Source organism: Brevibacterium sp. LAARM3_SD1 (assembly GCF_057364765.1).
The window spans coordinates 137365-157210 of the sequence record NZ_JBNFOL010000003.1; the positions used below are offsets into that span (position 1 = coordinate 137365).

At 64.8% G+C, this 19846-nt stretch carries 18 protein-coding genes and 3 pseudogenes; 9 read left to right on the top strand and 12 right to left on the bottom strand.

Annotated features, from left to right (window positions below):
- Positions 1-47: 47 nt before the first annotated feature.
- Positions 48-563, top strand: coding sequence for a DoxX family protein (locus AC2W7L_RS02610; RefSeq protein WP_486003150.1), 516 nt, complete (start codon positions 48-50; stop codon positions 561-563).
- 10 nt (positions 564-573) lie between these two features.
- Here the strand turns inward: AC2W7L_RS02610 and AC2W7L_RS02615 are convergent, their stop codons facing one another.
- Entirely contained in the window at positions 574-1089 is a 516-nt protein-coding gene (locus AC2W7L_RS02615; protein ID WP_486003151.1) for an SRPBCC domain-containing protein, read from the bottom strand.
- Positions 1090-1105: 16 nt separating this feature from the next.
- On the opposite strand from AC2W7L_RS02615, the gene AC2W7L_RS02620 reads away from it, so the two are divergent.
- A complete protein-coding gene (locus tag AC2W7L_RS02620) occupies positions 1106-1447 on the top strand; it encodes an ArsR/SmtB family transcription factor (RefSeq protein ID WP_486003152.1) in 342 nt (113 codons plus the stop codon).
- Between the two features lie 77 nt (positions 1448-1524).
- Here AC2W7L_RS02620 and AC2W7L_RS02625 read toward each other — a convergent pair whose 3' ends face one another.
- Complete coding sequence (locus AC2W7L_RS02625; protein WP_486003153.1) at positions 1525-2757, bottom strand: MFS transporter; 1233 nt, start codon at positions 2755-2757, stop codon at positions 1525-1527.
- 110 nt (positions 2758-2867) lie between these two features.
- Between AC2W7L_RS02625 and AC2W7L_RS02630 the strand changes: the two genes are divergently transcribed.
- The gene (locus AC2W7L_RS02630; protein ID WP_486003154.1) at positions 2868-3431 is read left to right on the top strand and encodes a hypothetical protein; all 564 of its coding nucleotides are present in this window, start codon (positions 2868-2870) and stop codon (positions 3429-3431) included.
- Between the two features lie 105 nt (positions 3432-3536).
- Here AC2W7L_RS02630 and AC2W7L_RS02635 read toward each other — a convergent pair whose 3' ends face one another.
- Positions 3537-4613, bottom strand: coding sequence for a hypothetical protein (locus tag AC2W7L_RS02635; protein ID WP_486003155.1), 1077 nt, complete (start codon positions 4611-4613; stop codon positions 3537-3539).
- 272 nt (positions 4614-4885) lie between these two features.
- Between AC2W7L_RS02635 and AC2W7L_RS02640 the strand changes: the two genes are divergently transcribed.
- Positions 4886-6019, top strand: a complete 1134-nt coding sequence (locus tag AC2W7L_RS02640; RefSeq protein ID WP_486003156.1) for a helix-turn-helix transcriptional regulator — start codon at positions 4886-4888, stop codon at positions 6017-6019.
- Between the two features lie 283 nt (positions 6020-6302).
- Positions 6303-6806, top strand: coding sequence for a hypothetical protein (locus AC2W7L_RS02645; RefSeq protein ID WP_039208605.1), 504 nt, complete (start codon positions 6303-6305; stop codon positions 6804-6806).
- A 77-nt stretch (positions 6807-6883) separates the two neighbouring features.
- On the opposite strand, the gene AC2W7L_RS02650 is transcribed toward AC2W7L_RS02645, so the two are convergent.
- Entirely contained in the window at positions 6884-7327 is a 444-nt protein-coding gene (locus AC2W7L_RS02650; RefSeq protein WP_486003157.1) for an NUDIX hydrolase, read from the bottom strand.
- Positions 7324-7944: a DNA-3-methyladenine glycosylase I gene (locus tag AC2W7L_RS02655; RefSeq protein WP_180954340.1), complete on the bottom strand. Its 621-nt coding sequence runs from the start codon at positions 7942-7944 to the stop codon at positions 7324-7326. Before AC2W7L_RS02655 ends, AC2W7L_RS02650 begins: the two co-directional genes overlap by 4 nt.
- Positions 7945-8059: 115 nt before the next feature.
- Between AC2W7L_RS02655 and AC2W7L_RS02660 the strand changes: the two genes are divergently transcribed.
- Positions 8060-8944, top strand: coding sequence for an aspartate dehydrogenase domain-containing protein (locus AC2W7L_RS02660; protein WP_486003158.1), 885 nt, complete (start codon positions 8060-8062; stop codon positions 8942-8944).
- 144 nt (positions 8945-9088) lie between these two features.
- On the opposite strand, the gene betT is transcribed toward AC2W7L_RS02660, so the two are convergent.
- The 4 genes and pseudogenes from betT to aztD all read right to left on the bottom strand — a co-directional run bounded on the left by betT (position 9089) and on the right by aztD (position 15911).
- Positions 9089-11170: a choline BCCT transporter BetT gene (gene betT, locus AC2W7L_RS02665; RefSeq protein ID WP_486003159.1), complete on the bottom strand. Its 2082-nt coding sequence runs from the start codon at positions 11168-11170 to the stop codon at positions 9089-9091.
- A 320-nt stretch (positions 11171-11490) separates the two neighbouring features.
- Positions 11491-12870, bottom strand: a complete 1380-nt coding sequence (locus AC2W7L_RS02670) for a short-chain fatty acid transporter (RefSeq protein ID WP_486003160.1) — start codon at positions 12868-12870, stop codon at positions 11491-11493.
- A 166-nt stretch (positions 12871-13036) separates the two neighbouring features.
- Positions 13037-14414: pseudogene (locus AC2W7L_RS02675) on the bottom strand (NAD-dependent succinate-semialdehyde dehydrogenase).
- Positions 14415-14642: 228 nt separating this feature from the next.
- Positions 14643-15911 (bottom strand): zinc metallochaperone AztD, encoded by a 1269-nt coding sequence (gene aztD / locus AC2W7L_RS02680; protein ID WP_486003161.1) that lies wholly within the window; start codon positions 15909-15911, stop codon positions 14643-14645.
- 181 nt (positions 15912-16092) lie between these two features.
- Here aztD and AC2W7L_RS02685 point away from each other — a divergent pair, with 181 nt between their 5' ends.
- On the top strand, positions 16093-16446 hold the full coding sequence (locus AC2W7L_RS02685; protein ID WP_062241413.1) for a nuclear transport factor 2 family protein: 354 nt from the start codon (positions 16093-16095) through the stop codon (positions 16444-16446).
- Between the two features lie 107 nt (positions 16447-16553).
- Here the strand turns inward: AC2W7L_RS02685 and AC2W7L_RS02690 are convergent, their stop codons facing one another.
- The 3 genes and pseudogenes from AC2W7L_RS02690 to AC2W7L_RS02700 all read right to left on the bottom strand — a co-directional run.
- Positions 16554-16892 (bottom strand): 3-hydroxyacyl-CoA dehydrogenase family protein, encoded by a 339-nt coding sequence (locus AC2W7L_RS02690; protein ID WP_486003192.1) that lies wholly within the window; start codon positions 16890-16892, stop codon positions 16554-16556.
- Between the two features lie 102 nt (positions 16893-16994).
- Positions 16995-17042, bottom strand: a pseudogene (locus tag AC2W7L_RS02695) (hypothetical protein); the annotation flags it as partial.
- Between the two features lie 107 nt (positions 17043-17149).
- A pseudogene (locus tag AC2W7L_RS02700) lies at positions 17150-17473 on the bottom strand (3-hydroxyacyl-CoA dehydrogenase NAD-binding domain-containing protein); the annotation flags it as partial.
- Between the two features lie 175 nt (positions 17474-17648).
- Here AC2W7L_RS02700 and AC2W7L_RS02705 point away from each other — a divergent pair.
- Positions 17649-18512, top strand: a complete 864-nt coding sequence (locus AC2W7L_RS02705) for a hypothetical protein (RefSeq protein WP_052239896.1) — start codon at positions 17649-17651, stop codon at positions 18510-18512.
- A gap of 44 nt (positions 18513-18556) precedes the next feature.
- Positions 18557-19780, top strand: a complete 1224-nt coding sequence (gene chrA / locus AC2W7L_RS02710; RefSeq protein ID WP_486003162.1) for a chromate efflux transporter — start codon at positions 18557-18559, stop codon at positions 19778-19780.
- Positions 19781-19846 lie beyond the last annotated feature (66 nt).

A 19846-nucleotide genomic window follows, 5' to 3' on the forward strand; every position in this document is an offset into this window, starting at 1 on the left:
AAAGATTCCTTGGGGCCGCGAGGCTTCGCTCATCGAAGGAGCCTCTCATGGCACCCTTGCTCTTTCTCCTCATCACAACTCTCGCCGTCTACGCCGTCGGGCGCTTCAACTCGGCAACGGCCGAACATGGCCTCGGCACGTGGCCGGTGGCGATCAGGTTCGGGCTGGCCGTGATGTTCATCGTCACCGGCATCTCCCATTTCGTCGGCATGCGCGAGGCTCTCATCGACATGGTGCCGCCATGGCTTCCGGCAGCAGCCGCGCTCGTCACCGTGACCGGGGTACTCGAACTGTTCGGAGCCATCGGCCTGCTGCTGCGCCCGACTTGCCCATGGGCGGCCGGCGGGCTGGGGCTGATGCTCATCCTCATGTTCCCGGCGAATGTGCACCTGGCGCTGACCGGCGAGAATCTGCCGTGGGACGACCAGCTGGTGCCGCGCACAGCAATGCAGGCCGTCTTCCTTGCCGCGGTCCTCGCAGTTCTCATTCCGGAGATCCGGGCACAACGGGGAACGCAAAGGCAGTACGCGCCGGGCGCGACGTCGAAGCCGTCCGCACTCTGACGCTCCGGGCCTATTTGTAGTAGCCCTCGCGGAGGTTGATTCCGTGCTCGATCCAGACCTTGAGCGCCGAGAGCATCCCGGTCCAGCCCATGCAGTTGCCGAAGGCGCCCTGAGCTCCGCCCTCGGTGAGCTTCCAGGACTTCTCCGTGATCGTTACGAGCGTCCGCGCACCGTCATCGACGGGAGTGAATTCGAAGGTCGTTGTCGTGCCCTTCTCCACGGAGTCGTCGGAGCCCTCCCAGCGGATGACGATCTTCTCGTCCTGGATGTTCTCGACGACCTCAATGGGGAATCGGCCCGGGAAGTCGGCGAAGTCCCATGTCACGTCGGCCCCGGCCTCCAAACGTCCGTGGGCGCCGCCGGTCGTGAAGTAGCGCGAGAGCTGCTCGGGATCGGCGACCGCTTCATAGGTCTCATGCGGAGTCTTCGAGATGTAGCCGGTGACCGTGAAGGACAGCTCCTCCAGTGGACGGGACTGATCGTTCTGCTCGGCGGGCGTGTTCTGGGTGCTCTGCTCATCTGTCATGTGATATTTTTACCACATGTCACGGGAGTTGGGAACAGGATCGGATGAATCCGACGATGCGGTCTTCAAGGCCCTGGCCAACTCCACCCGCCGACGCGTCCTCGACCTGCTGCGGACTCGACCGCGGACGACCGGTGAGGTCTGCGAGGCGTTTCCCGACCTCGATCGCACAACTGTGCTGCAGCATATTCGAGTGCTCGAGGGCGCTGAGCTGGTCACCGGCCGCAAGGAGGGACGCACCCGACTGCTGGCTCTGGCACCGCTCCCGATCAAACGGATCCACGATCGCTGGATCGGTGAGTACACACGTGCGGCCGTCGGACTGCTCGCGCAGCTCGATGGGGATTCCCAGCGCTGACCATTCAGCCCTACCCTTCAACCACAGGCTCAGTCGCACCCCGCAGTCTCCGGGTCAGCAGCGCCCACACTGACAGCTCAGCCGTGCCCGTTGTTCCGCATCTGCAGAGTCCGCGCGATCCACGACAGGGCACCGGTGAACAGCAGAAGCAGAGCACACACCAGGAAGGTCGACGACGACCCGAGATAGGTGAAACCGAGTCCGCCGACCACACCGGCGACAGCCAGCCCGATGTCGAAGTTCATATTCCAGGCGACGCTGGCCCGGCTCGGCGAACTGACCGAGGCGAAGGCCAGGACGAGACTTGCCGACTGCATGGCACCCAGACCCAGTCCGATGATGAGCATCGAGACGAACAGTGTCCCACCGTAGGAGACGACGGCGCAGACCAGCCCGATCGACGTCAGGACGAGTCCCAAGATGTTGAGAGCGAACGGCGGGAAGCTGTCCGAAACGGCCCCGACGACGAAGCGTCCGATGACCGCCGATGTCTGCATCCCGGCGATGAACAGTGCCGCCACGGCGACGTCTTCGCCCGGACCGAAGCCGACGATGATCCCGAAGACGATCATGCCGACGAGGAATGGAGAGAGCATGAGGACGAGCCCGAGTGCCTCCCCCGCCCGGCGTCCCACCTTCCGCAAGCTCCGCTTCTCGTTGCGACCGGGTCGAACCCCGACCGTCTCGTTGCCGCTCGGCGATTCTCCCGCATCGTCATTCCCTCGCCGAGGCGGCCGACCGGGTACGTATTTGAGCACAGTGGGGATGGCCAAGAGGAGGCAGGCACAGACGATGACGCGGAAGATCCAGATGGGGATCGTCTCGACCAGCCACAGTCCCAGTGGAGCTCCGACGGCCGCCGCCAAGGAGGTGATCCCACCGAAGAAGCCCAGCGCCTTGCCGATCCGTCCCGGCGAGGTCGTTCCCGGGACCGCTGCGTTGGCGAGGACGACGAAGAGTCCGAATCCGACGCCTCCGCAGAGTCCGGCGAGGACGAGTGCCAACAGGGGCGGGGTGACGAAGAGTCCGAGGAGTTGGCCGATGAATTGCAGCAGGAGAGCCAGCATGAGCGAAGCCTTGAAACCGAAGACCCGACCGGCCCACGGAGCGAAGGGCTGAGCGACGATGACTCCGATCATCATCGTCGTCAGCACGGTCCCGCCGGTGACGGTCGACAGTCCGTCCGTCGACGCAATCGTCACCATCGTCGAATAGCTGAAGAAGAAGGCGGAGAACCCGAACATCGCCGTCCACACCAAGCCCAGCAGGGCCGGGGTGTACGTCGCCTGAGACGGCTGTTCGGGGTTCATAGTCTGAGGTTACGACATCGGCACTGCATCTGCCGTATCAGAATCGTCTGCCTCTCCTGCAGCGGAGAAGTGTTCACCTGCGCGTCAGAAACGTCGCCTATCATCGGTTCATGAACTCATCGGAACTCAGCTCGGACCTCAAGCGCGACGCTCCCAGCGGCACCATCGACACCGCCTTCGTCCTCAAGTTCGAACCGCTCTATGTCCTCACTGATCTCGAGTCAGAGATCTTCAATGACATCGGTCCGAAGACGAAGGTCCGCGAATCGTTCAAACGCAAGCATTTCCTCAAGGTCGCCGAGTGGAAGGCCATAGGAGTTCTGCCGAGCCTCGAAGAGATCTCGTCCGATGACATCGATTTCGTCACCGGCGTTGCCCTCGACGACGACACACCCAACCGCTTCCGTCTGCCGTTGCTGCAGATGCTGCCCGGAGTGGGAATCCCGATGGCCAGCACGCTGCTCACCGTCGTCAATCCCAAGAAGTTCTCCATCATGGATTCCCGGGCGCTGACCGTTCTGCACGATTTCAATCTCGTGTCCACGGACAATCCGGCGCAGATGGACTATCAGACCTACCGCAAACTCATGAAGTCCCTGGCCAAGGGCGCCAACTGCGCGCCGATCGACCTGTATCGGGCTCTCATCGCCTGTTCGCGACGGGAACGGGACTGAGGCTGCAGTTCCCGGGCTCGGCTCTGCCGACGGTCAGGGAACGTCTGGTTCAGCCGTCAGCCGACGACCGTGCGGCTCTGCCGACAGCGTGGGAACGGACCGCACTCAGGCGGCAAGCTCCTGCAGACGCCTCTGCCAGAACACGATCTCCTCGGTCAGTCGGGCCGGGTCGAGACCATCCGCGTACTGGGTGAGCTCGTCCTCCTGCGTCGGTGACATGACTCCCGCTGCCCGCAGACGTTCGAACGGTGTGCGCGGTTCGTCGTAGATTCGCCGCTGCTCGCCATGACCGCCATCGGACCAGCCAGCCGGTTTGCGCGTGGGAGTGAAGTAATTGAGCCGGTCATCGACCGCGCGCCAGAGTCCGTTGAGTGCAGACCGGGCCTCGTCGGTGTCATAGCGGCGGATATTTGCGTACTCATGGACGAGATGCTGATGCCGCGACGCTTCCGGAAGTCGATCGCGGCGGAGATCTTTGAGCACCGGACTGAAGTGGATGTCCAGTCCCCGCGCCCACCTGTCGGTCGCCTCGTGGACGGTGTCATCGGCATTGCTCAGCTCGATGGCATTGACCCAGAAGGGAATCCCCTGCACCTCATCGAGTGACCATTGCAGCAGGTCCACCATGGTGTCCGGACCATTGTCGGCAAGACTGCGGGTGAAGACCCAACCGGTGTGCAGGCAGGAGGCGCTGATCGTGAACACACAGTTCGAGGCTCGGGTCGGTCCTGCGTGGGCGATGGTGTCGACGAGGAAGAACCCGGGTTCGTACTCGTTCGGTCCCGAAGCGAAGTCGAGGAAGTCTTCGCTGGGACTGGTGAACCGTTTCGTCGACACCCGACGGTCTCGGAAGTCCTCGGCTCGCGCGGTGCGCAGGTACCGGTCGATCGATGCCGGACTGACGGCGAGCAGCTCGGCCCGGACCTCGAGGCTGTAGCCGTCGCGGTCGGGCACCAGCGCGCCATGGCGTTCGGCCGCATCGAGCAGCTGCGGCATCACTGCGGCCAGGTACTTACCGCTCTGGAACCCGGACCATTCCCAGATCCGGACGAGGAGTGCACGCGATTCGGGTGAGTATTTGCAGCACCTCGACGACGGTTGGTCGGCGGGCGGATCATCGTAGGCATCGTCTTCTCCGACGCGGAAGGCCGCCAGGCGGCGCCGCGCATGGTCACGTGACAACCGGTGAGGATCATGACCTCGTCGAGGATCCACCCTTTGTCCTTCTTCCGTGCCGACGAATACAACTCGAGATAGTCATCGACATCGAATTCTGTTTCAGTCGTCTCTGGGGAAGGAATGCTCTGAATATTCTGCTGATCGTGCATCAATTTTGTTAGTTCCTCCGATTTCGGGGAAGCCACTTCTTTGTTTTCGCTCTGCCCCGGAACGATTTGCATAATGCTATTCTGAGTTCAGGCAGGAGGTCTTCCTAAACGACAGAAGACGCAGAGATGTCACAGACTGCAGCACGACTGCTCGGGTTATTGTCACTGTTGATGGTGCCCCGAACCTGGTCGGGAACCGAATTGGCAGATCGTCTGGAAGTGAGTCCGCGGACCGTCCGGAACGATATCGGCACGCTCCGCGATATCGGCTATTCGATCGACGGCACACGCGGAACCGAGGGCGGATACCGTCTCACCTCCAACGGCGTGGGCATCCCGCCGCTCATGTTCGACGCAGATGAAGCGGTCGCGGTCGCCGTCGGCCTCCACTCGGGGCTGAGCTGCATCATCGGCGGAATGGAAGAGACCTCGGCACTGGCGCTGGCGAAGCTCGAGACGATTCTCCCCGCCGCAGTCCGAGCACGGGTGCAGAGTCTCGCGCACTTCACTGTTCCGGTCGTCGGCAATCAGCCGATGCCGATTGTCGACCCCAACCTCATCGTCACTCTCATCGATCACTGTCGCCGGCGCGAACGCCTGCGCTTCGCGTATCTCGGTGAACCGTCCGACCACTCGCCCGGCAACACAGGCGACTCATGCGCCACAAGCCCAGGCGCAGCGGACCCAGACACAGGTGACTGCCCACAGCGGGACGACCCGAGCAGCGCCTCGGCTCACGAGGCCCATCTGGAAGTCGAGGCCTATCGGCTCGTCAACCGTCAGCACCGCTGGCACCTGCTGGCCTTCGATCCCAAATCCGAGGCTTGGCAGGTCTTCAGCGCCGAACGCATCGTGCCGAAGACCCCGAGCGGCCGCAGCTTCACTCCGCGCCCGCTGCCGGCCGACGATATCGGAGACTTCGTCGAACGACATGCGACGGAACCCAGGTGGCGACATTCGGCCCAGGTCGTCGTCGACGCCCCTGCACCCACGGTGATGAAGAGGCTCGCATCCGCCGAAGGCACGGTCGAAGCGCTCGAGGACGATCGCTGCCTCGTCACTGTCGGCGGGCAGAGCCTGGCCACCATGGCCCTGACACTGGCACGGCTGGACACCGACTTCACCGTCGTCGACAGCCCCGAACTCCGCGACACCCTCGATCGAATCTCGCGCCTGCTCGGTCGCGCGGCCGGCGACCACGCCGTGCCTGACCTCGCGACTGCCCGATCGAAGAATGCGCCTCGGCGAGCAGCCAAATAGGGATAAAGTCACAACCCGGCATAAAAGCCTTTGTGCGAATATGTGAAATTTCGCGGGCATGACACCTGAGTCATGACCATTCCTTGTCTCGTGAGAACACCGAGCGGTAACTTTCCTGGATACGTTTCAGGTTTCGACCCGCCTTGATGACGACTAATCCATTCGCGCCATTGTCGACCACAATCCCCTAACTCCCTGATTGGAGAAATGCGATGCTTCTGCCGTGCTTCGGCACAGCAACGAGTCCTCGTGCCACCCGCCTCGACACCGAGGGCGGGCCACGGTGACGGCGACAGACGACGACCGGTCGATGACGACCGGGCAGCTCCGCCGCGCCGACGACCTCGCCCAGCGCATCCGACGTACGAACATCGTCTATGCCCGCCTCTATGGACCGTTGGTGGTGATGGTCATCGCCGCTTCGTTCTTCCCCTACTACTCCCCCGAACCGGACAGTTCGGTCACGTACGGGAACCTGTGGCAGGAAGTCCTCATCATCGGACGGGGAGTCGATGTCTTCGCGCTCTTTGCTCTGCTGTTCACCACCGGTCTGCTGTGCCTGGCTGCGGTGGGACGAACGACGATCGCCGTCCTGATTGCGATCCTCACCGGCGCAATCGTCATCGGCTGCACCCTCCTGCAGGCACCCGGCTATGTCAGCCCACCGGCACTGACGATCTTCGGCATCATCGACATCTCACTGAGCTTCCTCATCGCAGCGATCACCCTGGTGCACTCCCTGCACCTGTTCACCCTCGACCTCGCGTTCCAACGCCGCGCCGTGTGAGAACAGCCGCCGCGCCGTGTGAATCGAATGGCGCACCACGTGAACCCAGTGCCACACCGCGTGCGCGGCGCCGCCGGTCAGCCTGACGATCTCCCCGCTGCTTGCAACGCCGGGATCACCTCATTGCGGGTCAGCGGTGCGAACTGGCGGGTCTCGGTGTCCGCGGGCAGAGGATCGATGGGAAACCACTCGGCTTCGGCGATCTCGGCCAGATGCGCGATGTTCTCCACATCGAGCCCCTCCGGCTGGCCGTCGTAGCAGAACACGTCGCCGATGACTCGGTGATCGGCCTCGTTCGCCGCCGCCGCGGCGAACGTACCCAGGGCGTGCAGCCGGTGTCGGTCCAGATCGAGTCCGAGCTCCTCGGCGATCTCGCGCACGATGGTGTCCTCAGCGGTCTCCCCCTCTTCGGGTTTGCCGCCAGGCAACATGAATGACGTCGTCCCGGCCTTGCGCACCATGAGCAGCCCCGGACGCTGCGGGTGGAGGAGGACGAGCGCGGAGACTCGGATGTCGTTCATTTCGACCACACTCCGGAGGCACCTCGCCGGTGGGAGTCGAGCAGGTGCGTATCGACCATGCCGATGGCCTCCATCAGGGCATACATCGTGGTCGGTCCGACGAAGCGGAATCCCTTCTTCTTCAGAGCCTTCGACAGGGCCACGGACTCCGGTCCGGTCGTCGGGATCTCGGCGACGGTGCGCGGCCGCGGCGTCTGCGCAGGCTGGAACGACCACAGAAACGCATCGAGCCCGCCATCTTCACGCAGCTCGATCACGCGAGCAGCGTTGTTGATGCAAGCTTCGATCTTGCCCCGATGGCGAATGATCCCGGGGTCGGTCAGCAGCTGCTCGATCTCGACGTCGCCGAAGCGGGCAACGGCCTCGGGATCGAATCCGGCGAAGACCTCACGGAATCGCTCCCGCTTCTTCAGAATCGTCAGCCAGGAGAGTCCGGCCTGGAATCCTTCGAGGCTCATCCGCTCGAACAGCCCCGCCTCGTCATGGATGGGCAGGCCCCATTCGCTGTCGTAGTAGTCCAGCAGCATCGGGTCGCCGTACGCCCAAGGAGTGCGGGCCAGTCCGTCGTCGCCGATGACGGCTCCGCCGGAATGGCTTGGCTGTGTTTCGTCGTCCATTCTGCAACCGTATCGCGTCGCACTGACATTGCCCGCACGCCCCATACTCCGGCCCCCCAGGTCATGGTCACGCCGGTCTGAGCCCCATGTCAGTGATCTCCGATAGGGTGCGGCCATGACCTCAGTGCTCCTCCTCGGATTCGGTGCCATCGGCCGTCACGTCGCCCAGCTGCTCTCTCCCGAGCTCGCCGCCGGGACGCTCAGCCTGACCGCTCTGGTCTCTGATCGAGCCAAGCATGACGGCCGCCCGAATCACGGCGCCGAGGTGGTCGACCTCCCTGGTCTTGCCCGGCTCGCCGGTCGTGCCGACATCGACACTTCACCCTCACCGAGGATGTTCGACGGTTTCGACGTCATCGTCGAATGCGCCGGTGTCCCTGCCGCCGCCCAGCTCGGTCCGTCGGCTATTGCGTCCGGTCGCCCTCTCGTCCTCACCAGTGTCGGTGCCCTGGCAGCGCCCGAGGCCCGTGCGGGTCTGCTCGCTGGCCCCGGCCGGTTGTATGTGACCAACGGGGCGATCGGTGGACTCGATGTGCTCGAAGCGGCGGCGCAGGCCGATGGCCTCGACACCGTCGAAATCACCACTTCGAAGGAGGCGAGCGGACTCATCCGACCGTGGATGTCCGAGACCGAGGCCGCGCGTCTGCGTGACCTCCGCCCCGGGGACGGACCCTTGACGGTGTTCACGGGCAACCCCGCCGAGGCGATCGAGAAGTTCCCGGCCAACGTCAATATCGCCGTCGCTCTCGCTTGGGCCACCCGCGGACAGTCCGCCGGCACGTCCGATGCCGACATGCTCGGCGCATCGTTGGAGCGGGTGCAGGTCGTACTCCAAGCGGTGGCCGGTCAGACCCAGTCCGCCCATCGGATCCGAGCAGCCGGGTCGGCAGGAGAGTTCACCTTCGACATCCGCTCGACGCCGAGCCCGGAGAACCCCGCCACCAGCGGGCTCACGGCCCTGTCCGTCACCCGCACCCTGCGCAATGTGATTGCGGGGTGATCGCCTGACCTTTCCCGGGCTCGCCACGCACCGTCCGGCCGCCTCGATGCGGGAGAAACGTGCCGCCTCGGTGCGAGAAACGACAACGCCCGGGACCGCCGACCATCAGGCCAGGATCCCGGGCGTCGCTCTCACCCAGCGGATTCAGTCATCCCGGTGGATGATGTTCTCCTGCAGCTGGAGGAATTCGACGTGGCGTTCGTACTGGTCGAGCACGTCATCGATGATCTGCTCCTTCGAGAAGCCCATGATGTCGTAGCCCTGACCGGTGCCGCCGTCGAGGTAGACCTCCATCCGGTAGTAGTCCTCGCCGGTTCCGCGCGGAACCATTCCGCCGAACGACGGCACACTGACCTTGTGCGGCCAGACCTGATAGCGGAACGGGTATTCCCCGTCTCCGTCAACCTCGAACTGGAAGAGTTCGCCGTCGTCGACGAACACGCCTTCGGAATCGACGCGACCGCAGCGCGAGGAGATCCCACGGCCTTCCATCTCTGCGGCCACCTCGTTGAGGGTGGGGATGAGCACCTTCTGCTCGAACTCCTGGGCACGCGCCTGATTCGGGAAGGACAGCACTCGGCCGAGCTGACGCTGCCAGGTCTCGTGACCGGGGCCGCGGGAACGACGCGCCAACGAACCGGGCAGGGTCGTATCGACGCTGTCGACGCGGTTCGCCTCCACCCGCAGTGCCTTGTACAGGCCGATCATGACGAGGATAACGACGAAGGCGAAGGGCAGACCCATGATCACCGTCGCGTTCTGCAGTGCGCCGATGCCCCCGACGAGCAGCATCGCCACCGTCAGGGCACCGGTGAGCACGGCCCAGAAGATGCGCAGACCGGCGCGACCGTCCTCGGAGGGGTTGCGCAGATTCGACGACAGGTTCGCCATCACCAGGGCCGCAGAGTCCGCGGTGGTGACGTAGAACAGCAGAGCCGTGAGCGTGGCCAGACCCGCGATGAGGAAGAAGGCCGGGTAGCGGGAGAGCAGGTCGTAAAAGCCGCCTTCGGGGCTGACCATGACCGCTTCGCCGAACTTCTTGTCACCGCTGCGGATGATGTCCAGGGCCGAGTTTCCGTAGATCGAGATCCACATGAAGATGTAGATGAACGGAATCGTCAGGGTGCCCAGCACGAACTGACGGATCGTGCGTCCGCGGGAGATGCGGGCGAGGAAGAGCCCGACGAACGAAGCGAAGGCGATCCACCAGGCCCAGAAGAACAGGGTCCAGTCGGTCATCCATGTGCCGGTGTCTTCGAAGGCGAAGGTCTGTCCGGCCATGTCCGGGAACAGGCGGACGAAATCCGTGATGTTGAGGACGAAGGCGTTGAGCAGGAACTTCGTATTTCCCGCCACGAGCACCCAGAGGCTCAGCGCGATGGCGAACACGACGTTGAGGACGGAGAGGAACTTGATGCCTTTGTCCACACCCGAGACCGCCGAGAGCGTGGCGACTCCGACACCGACGACGACGATGCCGACCTGGGTAGCGGTGCCGATCGGGATCCCGAAGACCGTGTTGAGGCCGACGTTGACCATGACGACGCCGATGCCCAGTGAGGTGGCCACGCCGAAGATCGTTCCCAGCAGAGCAGCGAAGTCGACCGTCTCGCCCAGAGCACCGTGGACACGTTTGCCGAAGATCGGGGCCAGCGCCGAACGGATCGCCAGCGGCATGTTCATCCGGTAGGCGAAGTAGGCCAGAGCCATACCCATGAGGGCGTAGAGTCCCCAACCGCTCAGGCCGTAGTGGAAGAGCGCCCAGACCGTCGATTCGCGGGCGGCATCGACCGTTTCGGGTTCGGTGCTCGGTGGGGTGAGGTACATCGTGACCGGTTCGGCCACGGCGAAGAACATGAGGTCGGTGCTGATGCCGGCGGCGAAGAGCATCGACGCCCAGGCGACGAGGCCGAATTCGGGCTTCGAGTGTTCGGGGCCGAGCTTCGTGTTTCCGTAGCGGGAGGCCGCCAGGTAGATCACGAAGACGAGGACGGCGAGGACGAGGAGGACGTAGAACCAGCCGAACCAATCGGAGGTCCAGCCGACGACGGCACCGAGGACCGTCTCGGCATTGGTCGGTGAAATGAGAGCCCACACGGTGATGGCGAGCGCCACCAGGGCCGCCGCCAGGAACACCTTCTTATTCACGGGAGGAAGCGAGGGCTTCACCTTGGCCTTCGCCTCTCCCTTCGGGTCACCCGGCGGGGTGTCGACTGATGCTGACATGGTTGTACTCCTTATCCGGACGCGTTGGCGTCGTGGCATCGGACTCGGTCGAGCAGAGTGCTCAACCGAGCATAATCAACGGCTGTTGCTTCAAGATTCTCCGTCATCGCCGCATCCCCGGTTCCACGGGGACGGCCAACAACGGAGGTTACCACATAGACACTTAAGGTCACTTTATGCCAAGCGAATCTTCAGATCAGCGACTCACCCTCGCCGAGGTGGGGCTTCACCGACCATGGCAGCGTCGGTTCCGCTCCGCCCACCTCGGCGGGACATTCATCGAGGCTCGGAGTAAATCGAGCTTCAGAGTGAATCGAGTCTCAAAGTGAGACGAAGAGCAGCGCGGCAGCCATCACCACCCCGGAGCCGAGGAACGTGATGACGGTGTAGCCGAGGATGTCGCGCATCTTCAGCCCGGCGATCGCCAGCACCGGCAGCGCCCAGAAGGGCTGGAGCATGTTCGTCCACTGGTCGCCGTAAGACACGGCCATGATCGCAATCGACGGGTCGACGCCGAGCTGGTTGGCCGCATCGAGCATGATCGGTCCCTGGACCGCGAACTGGCCGCCGCCGGAGGGGACGAAGAAGTTCACGAGTCCGGCCGAGAGCAGGGCGAGAACCCCGAACGAGGCCGGGTTCGCGATCGAGACGATGGCGTCGGAGAACACTGCGATGAGTCCGGTCGAGGACATGATGCCCAGGATTCCGGCGTAGAGCGGGAACTGCAGGAGGATCTCGCCGACGTTCGACGCCGCCTCCTTCGTCAGATGGATGAGCTCGAACGGGTTGCGCACGAGCAGGAGGATGAGCGCGAGGAACGACCAGTTGACGATGTCGAGGGTCAGTCCCCCGCCCTGGGCGAAGTGGATGACGAGGTAGGCGACGAGCGCGAGACCGACGACCAGGGTGAGCACCCGTGAGGCGTCGATGCGGTCGGCCGGGGTGACGACCTCTTCGTCGACCTGCGACTGTTTCTCCGAGCTCACCGAGGCAGGGAGTTCGTAGACGGGGGCGCCGGCCCTCGGAGCGACGAGGAAGAAGAGGAGCCCACAGACGATGATGACGCCGAGGATGGCCAGCAGGTTCCAACCGGCGAAGATGGTCTCCGACACGGGAACCGTCTTCCCGCCGAGGGATTCGGAGAGGAAGGAGTCCGGAGTGGCGGCGGTCAGCGGGCCCGATCCCGAATAGCCCATATGCCAGACGACGAACCCGGAGTAGCCGGCGGCGACGAGCAGCGGGAAGTGCACCTTGATACCGCGCTCACGTGACTGCACGGCGATCTCCCGGGCCAGCAGTGCGCCGACGACGAGGCCGAGCCCCCACGTGATGAGGCTGGCGAGGGCGGCGACGAGGAAGACGAAGACGTAGGCGAAGGTGGCGTTGCCAGGAACGCGGGCGAGCCAGGCGAGCAGCTTCCGCACGGGTCCGGTGTTGGCGAGGATGTGTCCGAGCAGGAGGATCAGACACATCTGCGTCATGAACTCGAGCAGACCGGCCAGTCCCTCACCCCAGCCGGTGACGACGTCAGTCGGGCCGGCATCGGTGAAGATGAATGCGAGGACCGCGACGATGAGGGTGAGGACGATGGCGAAGGTCAGGGCCGAGGGGATCCACTGTTCGAGGAATCGGTTGACCGGCCGCATGATCCCTTTTGAGGCTGCGGCGTTGACCTGGGTTGACGGCTTCGGTGCCGACATGGGAAGACCTCCCGCTGAGAAGTATGAGAAATAGCTGTGTGTGGTCTCAGCATACAATCAGGGCGCTGCCCCCTGGTAGGAAACAGCGCCCTGACGGCGATCACAACCCTGTCACGATCGGAACCCGCGCTCTCGGGTCCCGAGCGCACCGATCAGTTCTGACCGATCAGCTCTGTTTGTACACGAGCTGCTTGTTGACGAATTCGTCCATCGCCAGCGGCCCGAGTTCCCGGCCGACGCCGGAGCGCTTGACTCCGCCGAAGGGCAGGTATTCGCGGCTTCCTTCGGGAGCGTTGAGGAAGACCATTCCGGAATCGATCTGGTCTCCGACGCGTTCGGCCCGGGCGATATCGGTGGAGAACACGGCGGCGCCCAGACCGAAGGGGGTGTCGTTGGCGAGCTCAACGGCTTCTTCTTCGCTGCTGACCTTGTAGACGATGACGGCGGGCCCGAAGAGCTCTTCGTAGTATCCGCGCATGCCCTTCTGCACATCGGTGAGGACGACGGGTTCGACGTAGGCTCCGCCAACGTCGTACTTCTTACCCCCGGCCAGCAGGGTCGCGCCCTCGCTGACGGTGTCCTGGACCTGTTCGACGAAGCGATCGGCGGCGGCCACCGACGACAGCGGGGACAGGCGGGAGCCTTCCTCGCCGGGCACGGCGGGGGTGTTCTTCTTGGCCGCCTCGGTGATGGAGGAGACGAAGTCGTCATAGATGTCGTCCATGACGATCATCCGCTTGGGCGAGTTGCAGGCCTGGCCGGTGTTGCCCATGCGGGTGTCGAAGAACGTCTTTGCGGACTTCTGGACGTCGTCCGTGTCGAGCAGAATATAGGGGTCGGATCCGCCGAGCTCGAGCACGACCTTCTTGAGGTTCTTTCCGGCTTCGGCAGCGACGGCGGCACCGGCACGCTCGGATCCGGTCAGGGACACACCGTGGTTGCGCGGGTCGGGCAGGATGATGTCGGCGACCTGCTCGTTGCTGGCGTAGATGTTGATGTAGGCGCCGCGGCAGACCTGCCTCGATGAAGATCTCTTCCATGATCTGAGCCGAGCGGGGGCACTGCGGAGCGTGCTTGAGCAGGATCGTGTTGCCCAGGGCCAGGTTCGGGGCGGCGAAACGGGCGACCTGGTAGTAGGGGAAGTTCCAGGGCATGATGCCCAGCAGCGAGCCGACGGGCTTGCGGCGGATCATGGCGGTCGCGTCCTTGGGTCCGCGCAGAGGTTCGTCGGCCATGAAGGCCTCGGCGTTGTCGGCGAAGTACCTGTAGATCATCGAGCTCAGCTGGACTTCGCCCTTGCCTTCGGGCACGGACTTGCCCATTTCGACCCTGATGACCTCGGCGAGCTCTTCGGCACGTTCGGCGTAGATCTCGGACACGCGGGTCAGCAGCGCAGCGCGCTCGGCCACCGTGGTCCGGCTCCACTCGTCGAATGTCGTCGACGAACGATCGAGGGCCGCGAGGATCTCGGCATCGGTGGCGGTGGGGAATTCTTCGGCGACTTGGCCGGTCGCCGGGTCGGTCACGCGATACATGGTGGTCATGGCTGTCCTCTTTCACTTCGACGGGGTTGCGCGGCCACCGGTGGTGGGACCGCAGGTCCATCCCCCACGCTAAGGCCGAACTCCGGCGTGGGCAACGGTGGTCTTGTTTCCTGGGCGGATTCCCAGCCGACCCCGAGGCGGACGGCCCGGTCCGGCGGTGCGTTCACGGGCACCGCCGGGTCGGGTCCAGTCCGGTTTCGCGTCGCTGTCAGCGTCTGCCGAGGGTCCTCAGCCGGTGACGCCGGTGAGTTCGTTCGGTGCGTGCGGCAGCGTTTCCTCGGCCATCACCTCACCGGATTCGAGATCGACGATGTGGATCTTCTTCTCTCCCGGATCGCTGACATAGGCGACTTCGTCCTGGACGAAGAGCGTCGGGCGGGCCTTCTGCCATTCGACGGGTTCTTCCCATTCGTCGATGACCGGGTATTCCTCCGTCACCGAGGCGGTGGCGGGGTCGATGATTTTGAGGTTCCCGTCCGTGGTCAGGACGACGCCCTCCCCGTCGGGTCCGCGGCCCAGGGATCGGAAGCTGTAGGAGGCGTCGAGGTCGACGAGCGAGAGCTTGCCCGACTTCGTGTCGGTGACGCTCACCCGTTCGGGGCGTTCGAGTTCGGCGTCTTCGTCGACCTTGTAGTCGCCGAGGATGTACTGCGATTCGTCGCTGCCGGACTGGTTGCCGATGCGACCGAAGGAGTCGGGAGCGTCGATCTTCTCGAACTTCCCGTCCTTGTACAGAAGGATTCCGTTCTCGCAGCCGAGCGCGATGACCTCGTCCTTCGCAGCGGCTTCGCCGTGGACTCCGGGGCACTCGTCGCTGCTTGCGATCTCTTTGCCGGAGCTGTCGACGACCTTCGCACCCGAGCGTTCGTCCTCGGCTCCGACGGTGTGCAGCATCGAACCATCGGCGAGTTTCACGGCGACACCGTGGTGGGGTTCGTCGACCTCGGTTACCTGGGGCTTCGGGGCGCCGTCGGAGAAGTCCTCGGTGTCGAAGGTCTGGATCTTGCCGTCGCCGTCGCCGAAGAGCACGGTGGCCTCGCCGTGGTTGACGACGTGTCCGGGCAGTTCGGTGTCGAAGACGGTGTCGGTGAGCTGCGGGTCGGCGGCGTAGCTGTGGGTGTGGTCGCCGTGCGGCTGGGTCCAGACTCCGGCGTCGAAGAGGCGGAAGCCTTCGGCGACGGAGACCATGAGGTGGCGGCCGTCGCCGACGGGGTTGAGGCGGTTGAAGCCCTTAATCTTGGTGTCGTCGATGACCTCGAGCGTCGTCGCGTCGAGGGTGAGGATCCCTCCGTCGTAGGTAGTCACGATCCGCGGCTGGGCACCGGCGAGCTCCTGGGCGTGCCCTTTGTCGTCCTTGCCGTCTGCGGCGCCCGCGGTCTTCTCGTCCTTGCCGACCGCGTCGTAGTCGGTGGCGTCGTCGCCTGCCTGGCATCCGGTGAGCAGCAGCGCCGAGGCGACCACCGCCGATCCGAGCATCGTGTGGTGTCGTTTCATCATTCGCACTCTCTAGTTAGTGAGACTCGTTATCATTAGCAGGTCGATACTAACCCGATGCAGGATGGATATGCGAAATCAGGTGACGATCGAGGTCGACGAGAAGCTCGGTGGCCCGAGGGGTCCGGATCGATCCGCCGAGGCCGGGCCGGACTATGTCATGGGTCACTGTTACGGTAGTGCCATGCCCAGTGTGACTGAACTCGTGAAGCGCTACTACTCCACCGTCGATGCCGGAGATGCGGGCGCCACCTCGGCGCTGTTCGCCGCCGACGCCAGCTATGATCGGCCCGGCTATCCGACGATGGTCGGCCAGCAGATCACCGACTTCTACCACGGCGAACGCGTCATCGATTCCGGTGCGCATTCGCTGCAGGAGATCATCGTCGACGGCGACCGCGCATCCAGTCGCGGAGTCTTCAGCGGCCGCCTCAAGGACGGCTCGGAGACCTCGGTGGGATTCGCGGATTTCTTCCTCTTCGACACCGAGGGTCTCATCGCCGAACGCACCACGTACTTCTACCAAGCAGCGGTCTGAGCCTAGGCGGATGAGTCCTCGGCGGCCGAAATTCAGCGGGCCGACGGTTCAGCGGCTGAGACCCCGCTGTTGAGCCTCAGCGGACCGGCGATCCAAGGACTGACGGTTCAGCGGCCCTGGCCGCGGGCGTCGAGCACCGCCTTCTGGATCCGATCGCGGGCGGCGGCGGCCTGCGGAGTCGGCGTCGGGCCATAGGCTTCTTCGACCTGCTCGAAGACGTCTTCCATGCCTGCGGGGTCGACGTCGACGGGCAGATCCTCGATGGCGGCGAAGGCCGGGCCGATATGGTCCATGAACCCGCGGATCCCGGCCTCTCCCCCGCCGAAGTGCATGCCTTCGAACTGACCGACGGCCGACCATCGCAGACCCAGCGAATTCTTCATCACGGTGTCGAGGTCTGCGGCGGCGACGACTCCGTTCTGCACGAGCGAGATCGCTTCTTTCATCAGCGCATTCTGCAGCCGATTTCCGACGAACCCGCGGATCTCACGTCCCAGCACCACCGGTTCGCGGCCGCAGCTGCGGTAGAACTCGACCGTGGCGTCCACGGTCTCGGTAGAGGTCTGCGGTGATGGCACGACTTCGACGAGCGGCATGAGATGCGGTGGATTGAATGGATGGCCGACGATGACGCGGGAGGCCTCGGACTCCGGCAGCGCGGCGCGATCGATGAGGCCGGGATCGTCGACGATGAGGTTGCGAACACGGTCTCGGTTGGAGCCGCCTCGGCGATCTGGGAGAACAGCACCGGCTTCGATTCGGGATCCTCGGGACCGGATTCCTGGACGAAGACTACACCGGCGACGGCGGCCTCGACGGTCTCGGCGATTTCGACGGTGCCGACCTGCGAGGCCAGCTCATTCCGGGCGGAAGCGTCGGCGGTGACGTCGGCCTGGAGCTCGGCGACCACTTCGGCGAGGTCGGAACGCGGGTCGAAGACCCGCACCGTGTACCCGCTGCGGGCGAAGAGATAGGCGAACGACCGGCCGATGGTTCCGGCGCCGATGACGGCGACTGTTGAGCTCATGCGTCCAGGCTATACCCGGCCCATCCCGGCCGGCGGCGGAGTTCACTCAAGCGTGCGGGGACGTTCACTCACGCGCGTGTCGGCCGTATCTCGGCATGCACTGGCCCGTTCGCCGTAGTCGAATCGTTGCCCTGGACCTCCCGCCGTGGCCGGGATCGGGTGGCACAATGTCACCATGAGCGCGAACCCAGAACTGAGAACAGTGGACTCGGAGATCCTCGCCCTGGCGGAGGACGAATACGCCGCCGCTGCGGAGACCGCGCGCATCGACGTGCGCGAGATCCACACCGCCGACGAGGCGGCCAGGGCCTCGATGCTGCTCGACGAAGTCTGGAACGTCGACGAGACCGGCACGAACGTGTTCGAACCCAGCCTCATCATCGCCTTCGCCCACGCCGGCAACTATGTCTCGGCCGCGTACAGCGTCGACGAACCCGACGAGATGATCGGTGTGACCATCGGCTTCTTCGGCCAGCCTCTGGGCACGGTCATGCACTCGCATATCGCCGGCGTCCGCCACCAGATCATCGGCCGCGGCGCCGGATCCGCGATGAAGCTGCACCAGCGCCTGTGGTGCCTCAACCTCGGCATCACCGAGATGACCTGGACCTTCGACCCCCTCATCGCACGCAACGCGTACTTCAACTTCCAACGCCTGGGCGTCGGCATGGTCGAATACCTCGAGGACTTCTACGGTCAGATGCGCGACGGAGTGAACTCCGGCCAGGCCAGCGACCGGATGATGGTGTCCTGGCCGCTCGACCGTCCGGCACGGGCCTCGGTCGTCGATCCCGGATCGGCCTTCCCCTGCCTGCGCGCCGATGATGACGGCGAGCCGCTGCTGAGCGAAGTGCCGAAGGAGACCGAATTCGTCTCACTCGACTTCCCCTCCGACATCGAGGACCTGCGCGGCCAGGATGCCGACCTCGCCAGCCGCTGGCGACTGGCGCTGCGCACCGCGCTGACCGGCCTCGTCGGCGACGGTTGGGTCGTCGACACCTGCCTCAAGGGCGGCACCTATCTCCTCCACCACCCCTGAGGCCCGTTCACCTCTGCGTCACCTGATTCGTGTTCACTGATCCGATGACCACTGCACCTGCCCGCACCGCCGAGGTGGCCGGATCGTTCCTTCGCCTGGGCCTGACGTCGTTCGGCGGCCCCGTCGCCCACCTCGGGTACTTCCGCGAGACCTTCGTCGGCCGCCGCTCCTGGCTGGACGACCGCGAATACGCCGACCTCGTGGCCCTGTGCCAGATGTTGCCCGGCCCCGCGTCGAGTCAGGTCGGCATGGGACTCGGGCTGCGCCGAGCAGGTCTGCCTGGGCTCGCCGCCGCGTGGGTGACCTTCACTCTGCCGTCGGCGATTCTGCTCACCCTCTTCGCGCTCGGGCTCTCGGCCTTCGGCGAGCTCGGCGATGCCGGATGGCTGCTCGGACTCAAGGCCGCCGCGGTGGCCGTCGTCGCCGGTGCCGTGCAGTCGATGGCGAAATCGCTGACCCCGGATGCCCGGCGCGCGAGCATCGCCGGTCTCGCCATCGTCCTCATGCTCGTCATCCCGAACTCGATCGTGCCGACGGCGCTCGTCCAGGTCGCCGCGATCGTCCTCGGCGGAGTGCTCGGTCTGGTCTGGCTGAAACGGCCCCACAGAGGGGCGAAGAATCGGGAAACCCCCGCCGAGACTCGCGTTGCCTCGCGTGGCGCCAGGCGACTTGGCATCTCCGCCCTCATCGCCTTCGTCGCGCTGCTCGTCGGACTGCCCGCGCTCACCGCAGTGACCGGGGACGCGACGATTCGTCTCATCGACATCTTCTATCGGGCCGGGGCGCTGGTCTTCGGCGGCGGTCATGTCGTCCTGCCGCTGCTCGAGGCCGAGCTCGTGCCCACAGGGCTCGTCGACCACGACACGTTCCTCGCCGGCTACGGTGCCGCTCAGGCCGTGCCCGGTCCGCTGTTCACCTTCGCGGCGTTCCTCGGAGCGTCGATGACGACGGGACCCAGCGGCATCCTCGGCGCCGGCATCGCACTGCTCGCGATCTTCCTTCCCGCCGGTCTGCTGGTGATCGGGATCCTGCCGTTCTGGGAACGGCTGCGCTCCTGGGAACCGGCGACGGCGGCACTGACCGGAGTCAATGCCGCCGTCGTAGGGCTGTTGGGGGCCGCGCTCTACGACCCCGTCTTCGTCGAGGGGATCACCTCGCCTGCGACCCTGGCGCTGGCCGTCGCCGCCTTCATCGCCGGGACCATGTGGAAGGTCCCGGCGTGGGCGACGGTCATCGGCGCCGGGCTGCTCGGCTGGCTGCTGCTGTGAACCGGACGGTTCACGTGGCAGCGATGACCGTAGTCAGGACACCTGCCGGTTCATGCGGTCTCGATA

What these genes read in the sequence shown, in the direction of transcription:
- AC2W7L_RS02610 (WP_486003150.1), top strand. Translation starts at nt 48, where the DNA reads ATGGCACCCTTGCTCTTTCTCCTCATCACAACTCTCGCCGTCTACGCC.
- AC2W7L_RS02615 (WP_486003151.1), bottom strand. Translation starts at nt 1,089, where the DNA reads ATGACAGATGAGCAGAGCACCCAGAACACGCCCGCCGAGCAGAACGAT.
- AC2W7L_RS02620 (WP_486003152.1), top strand. Translation starts at nt 1,106, where the DNA reads ATGTCACGGGAGTTGGGAACAGGATCGGATGAATCCGACGATGCGGTC.
- AC2W7L_RS02625 (WP_486003153.1), bottom strand. Translation starts at nt 2,757, where the DNA reads ATGAACCCCGAACAGCCGTCTCAGGCGACGTACACCCCGGCCCTGCTG.
- AC2W7L_RS02630 (WP_486003154.1), top strand. Translation starts at nt 2,868, where the DNA reads ATGAACTCATCGGAACTCAGCTCGGACCTCAAGCGCGACGCTCCCAGC.
- AC2W7L_RS02640 (WP_486003156.1), top strand. Translation starts at nt 4,886, where the DNA reads ATGTCACAGACTGCAGCACGACTGCTCGGGTTATTGTCACTGTTGATG.
- AC2W7L_RS02650 (WP_486003157.1), bottom strand. Translation starts at nt 7,327, where the DNA reads ATGAACGACATCCGAGTCTCCGCGCTCGTCCTCCTCCACCCGCAGCGT.
- AC2W7L_RS02655 (WP_180954340.1), bottom strand. Translation starts at nt 7,944, where the DNA reads ATGGACGACGAAACACAGCCAAGCCATTCCGGCGGAGCCGTCATCGGC.
- AC2W7L_RS02660 (WP_486003158.1), top strand. Translation starts at nt 8,060, where the DNA reads ATGACCTCAGTGCTCCTCCTCGGATTCGGTGCCATCGGCCGTCACGTC.
- betT (WP_486003159.1), bottom strand. Translation starts at nt 11,170, where the DNA reads ATGTCAGCATCAGTCGACACCCCGCCGGGTGACCCGAAGGGAGAGGCG.
- AC2W7L_RS02670 (WP_486003160.1), bottom strand. Translation starts at nt 12,870, where the DNA reads ATGTCGGCACCGAAGCCGTCAACCCAGGTCAACGCCGCAGCCTCAAAA.
- aztD (WP_486003161.1), bottom strand. Translation starts at nt 15,911, where the DNA reads ATGATGAAACGACACCACACGATGCTCGGATCGGCGGTGGTCGCCTCG.
- AC2W7L_RS02685 (WP_062241413.1), top strand. Translation starts at nt 16,093, where the DNA reads ATGCCCAGTGTGACTGAACTCGTGAAGCGCTACTACTCCACCGTCGAT.
- AC2W7L_RS02690 (WP_486003192.1), bottom strand. Translation starts at nt 16,892, where the DNA reads ATGAAAGAAGCGATCTCGCTCGTGCAGAACGGAGTCGTCGCCGCCGCA.
- AC2W7L_RS02705 (WP_052239896.1), top strand. Translation starts at nt 17,649, where the DNA reads ATGAGCGCGAACCCAGAACTGAGAACAGTGGACTCGGAGATCCTCGCC.
- chrA (WP_486003162.1), top strand. Translation starts at nt 18,557, where the DNA reads ATGACCACTGCACCTGCCCGCACCGCCGAGGTGGCCGGATCGTTCCTT.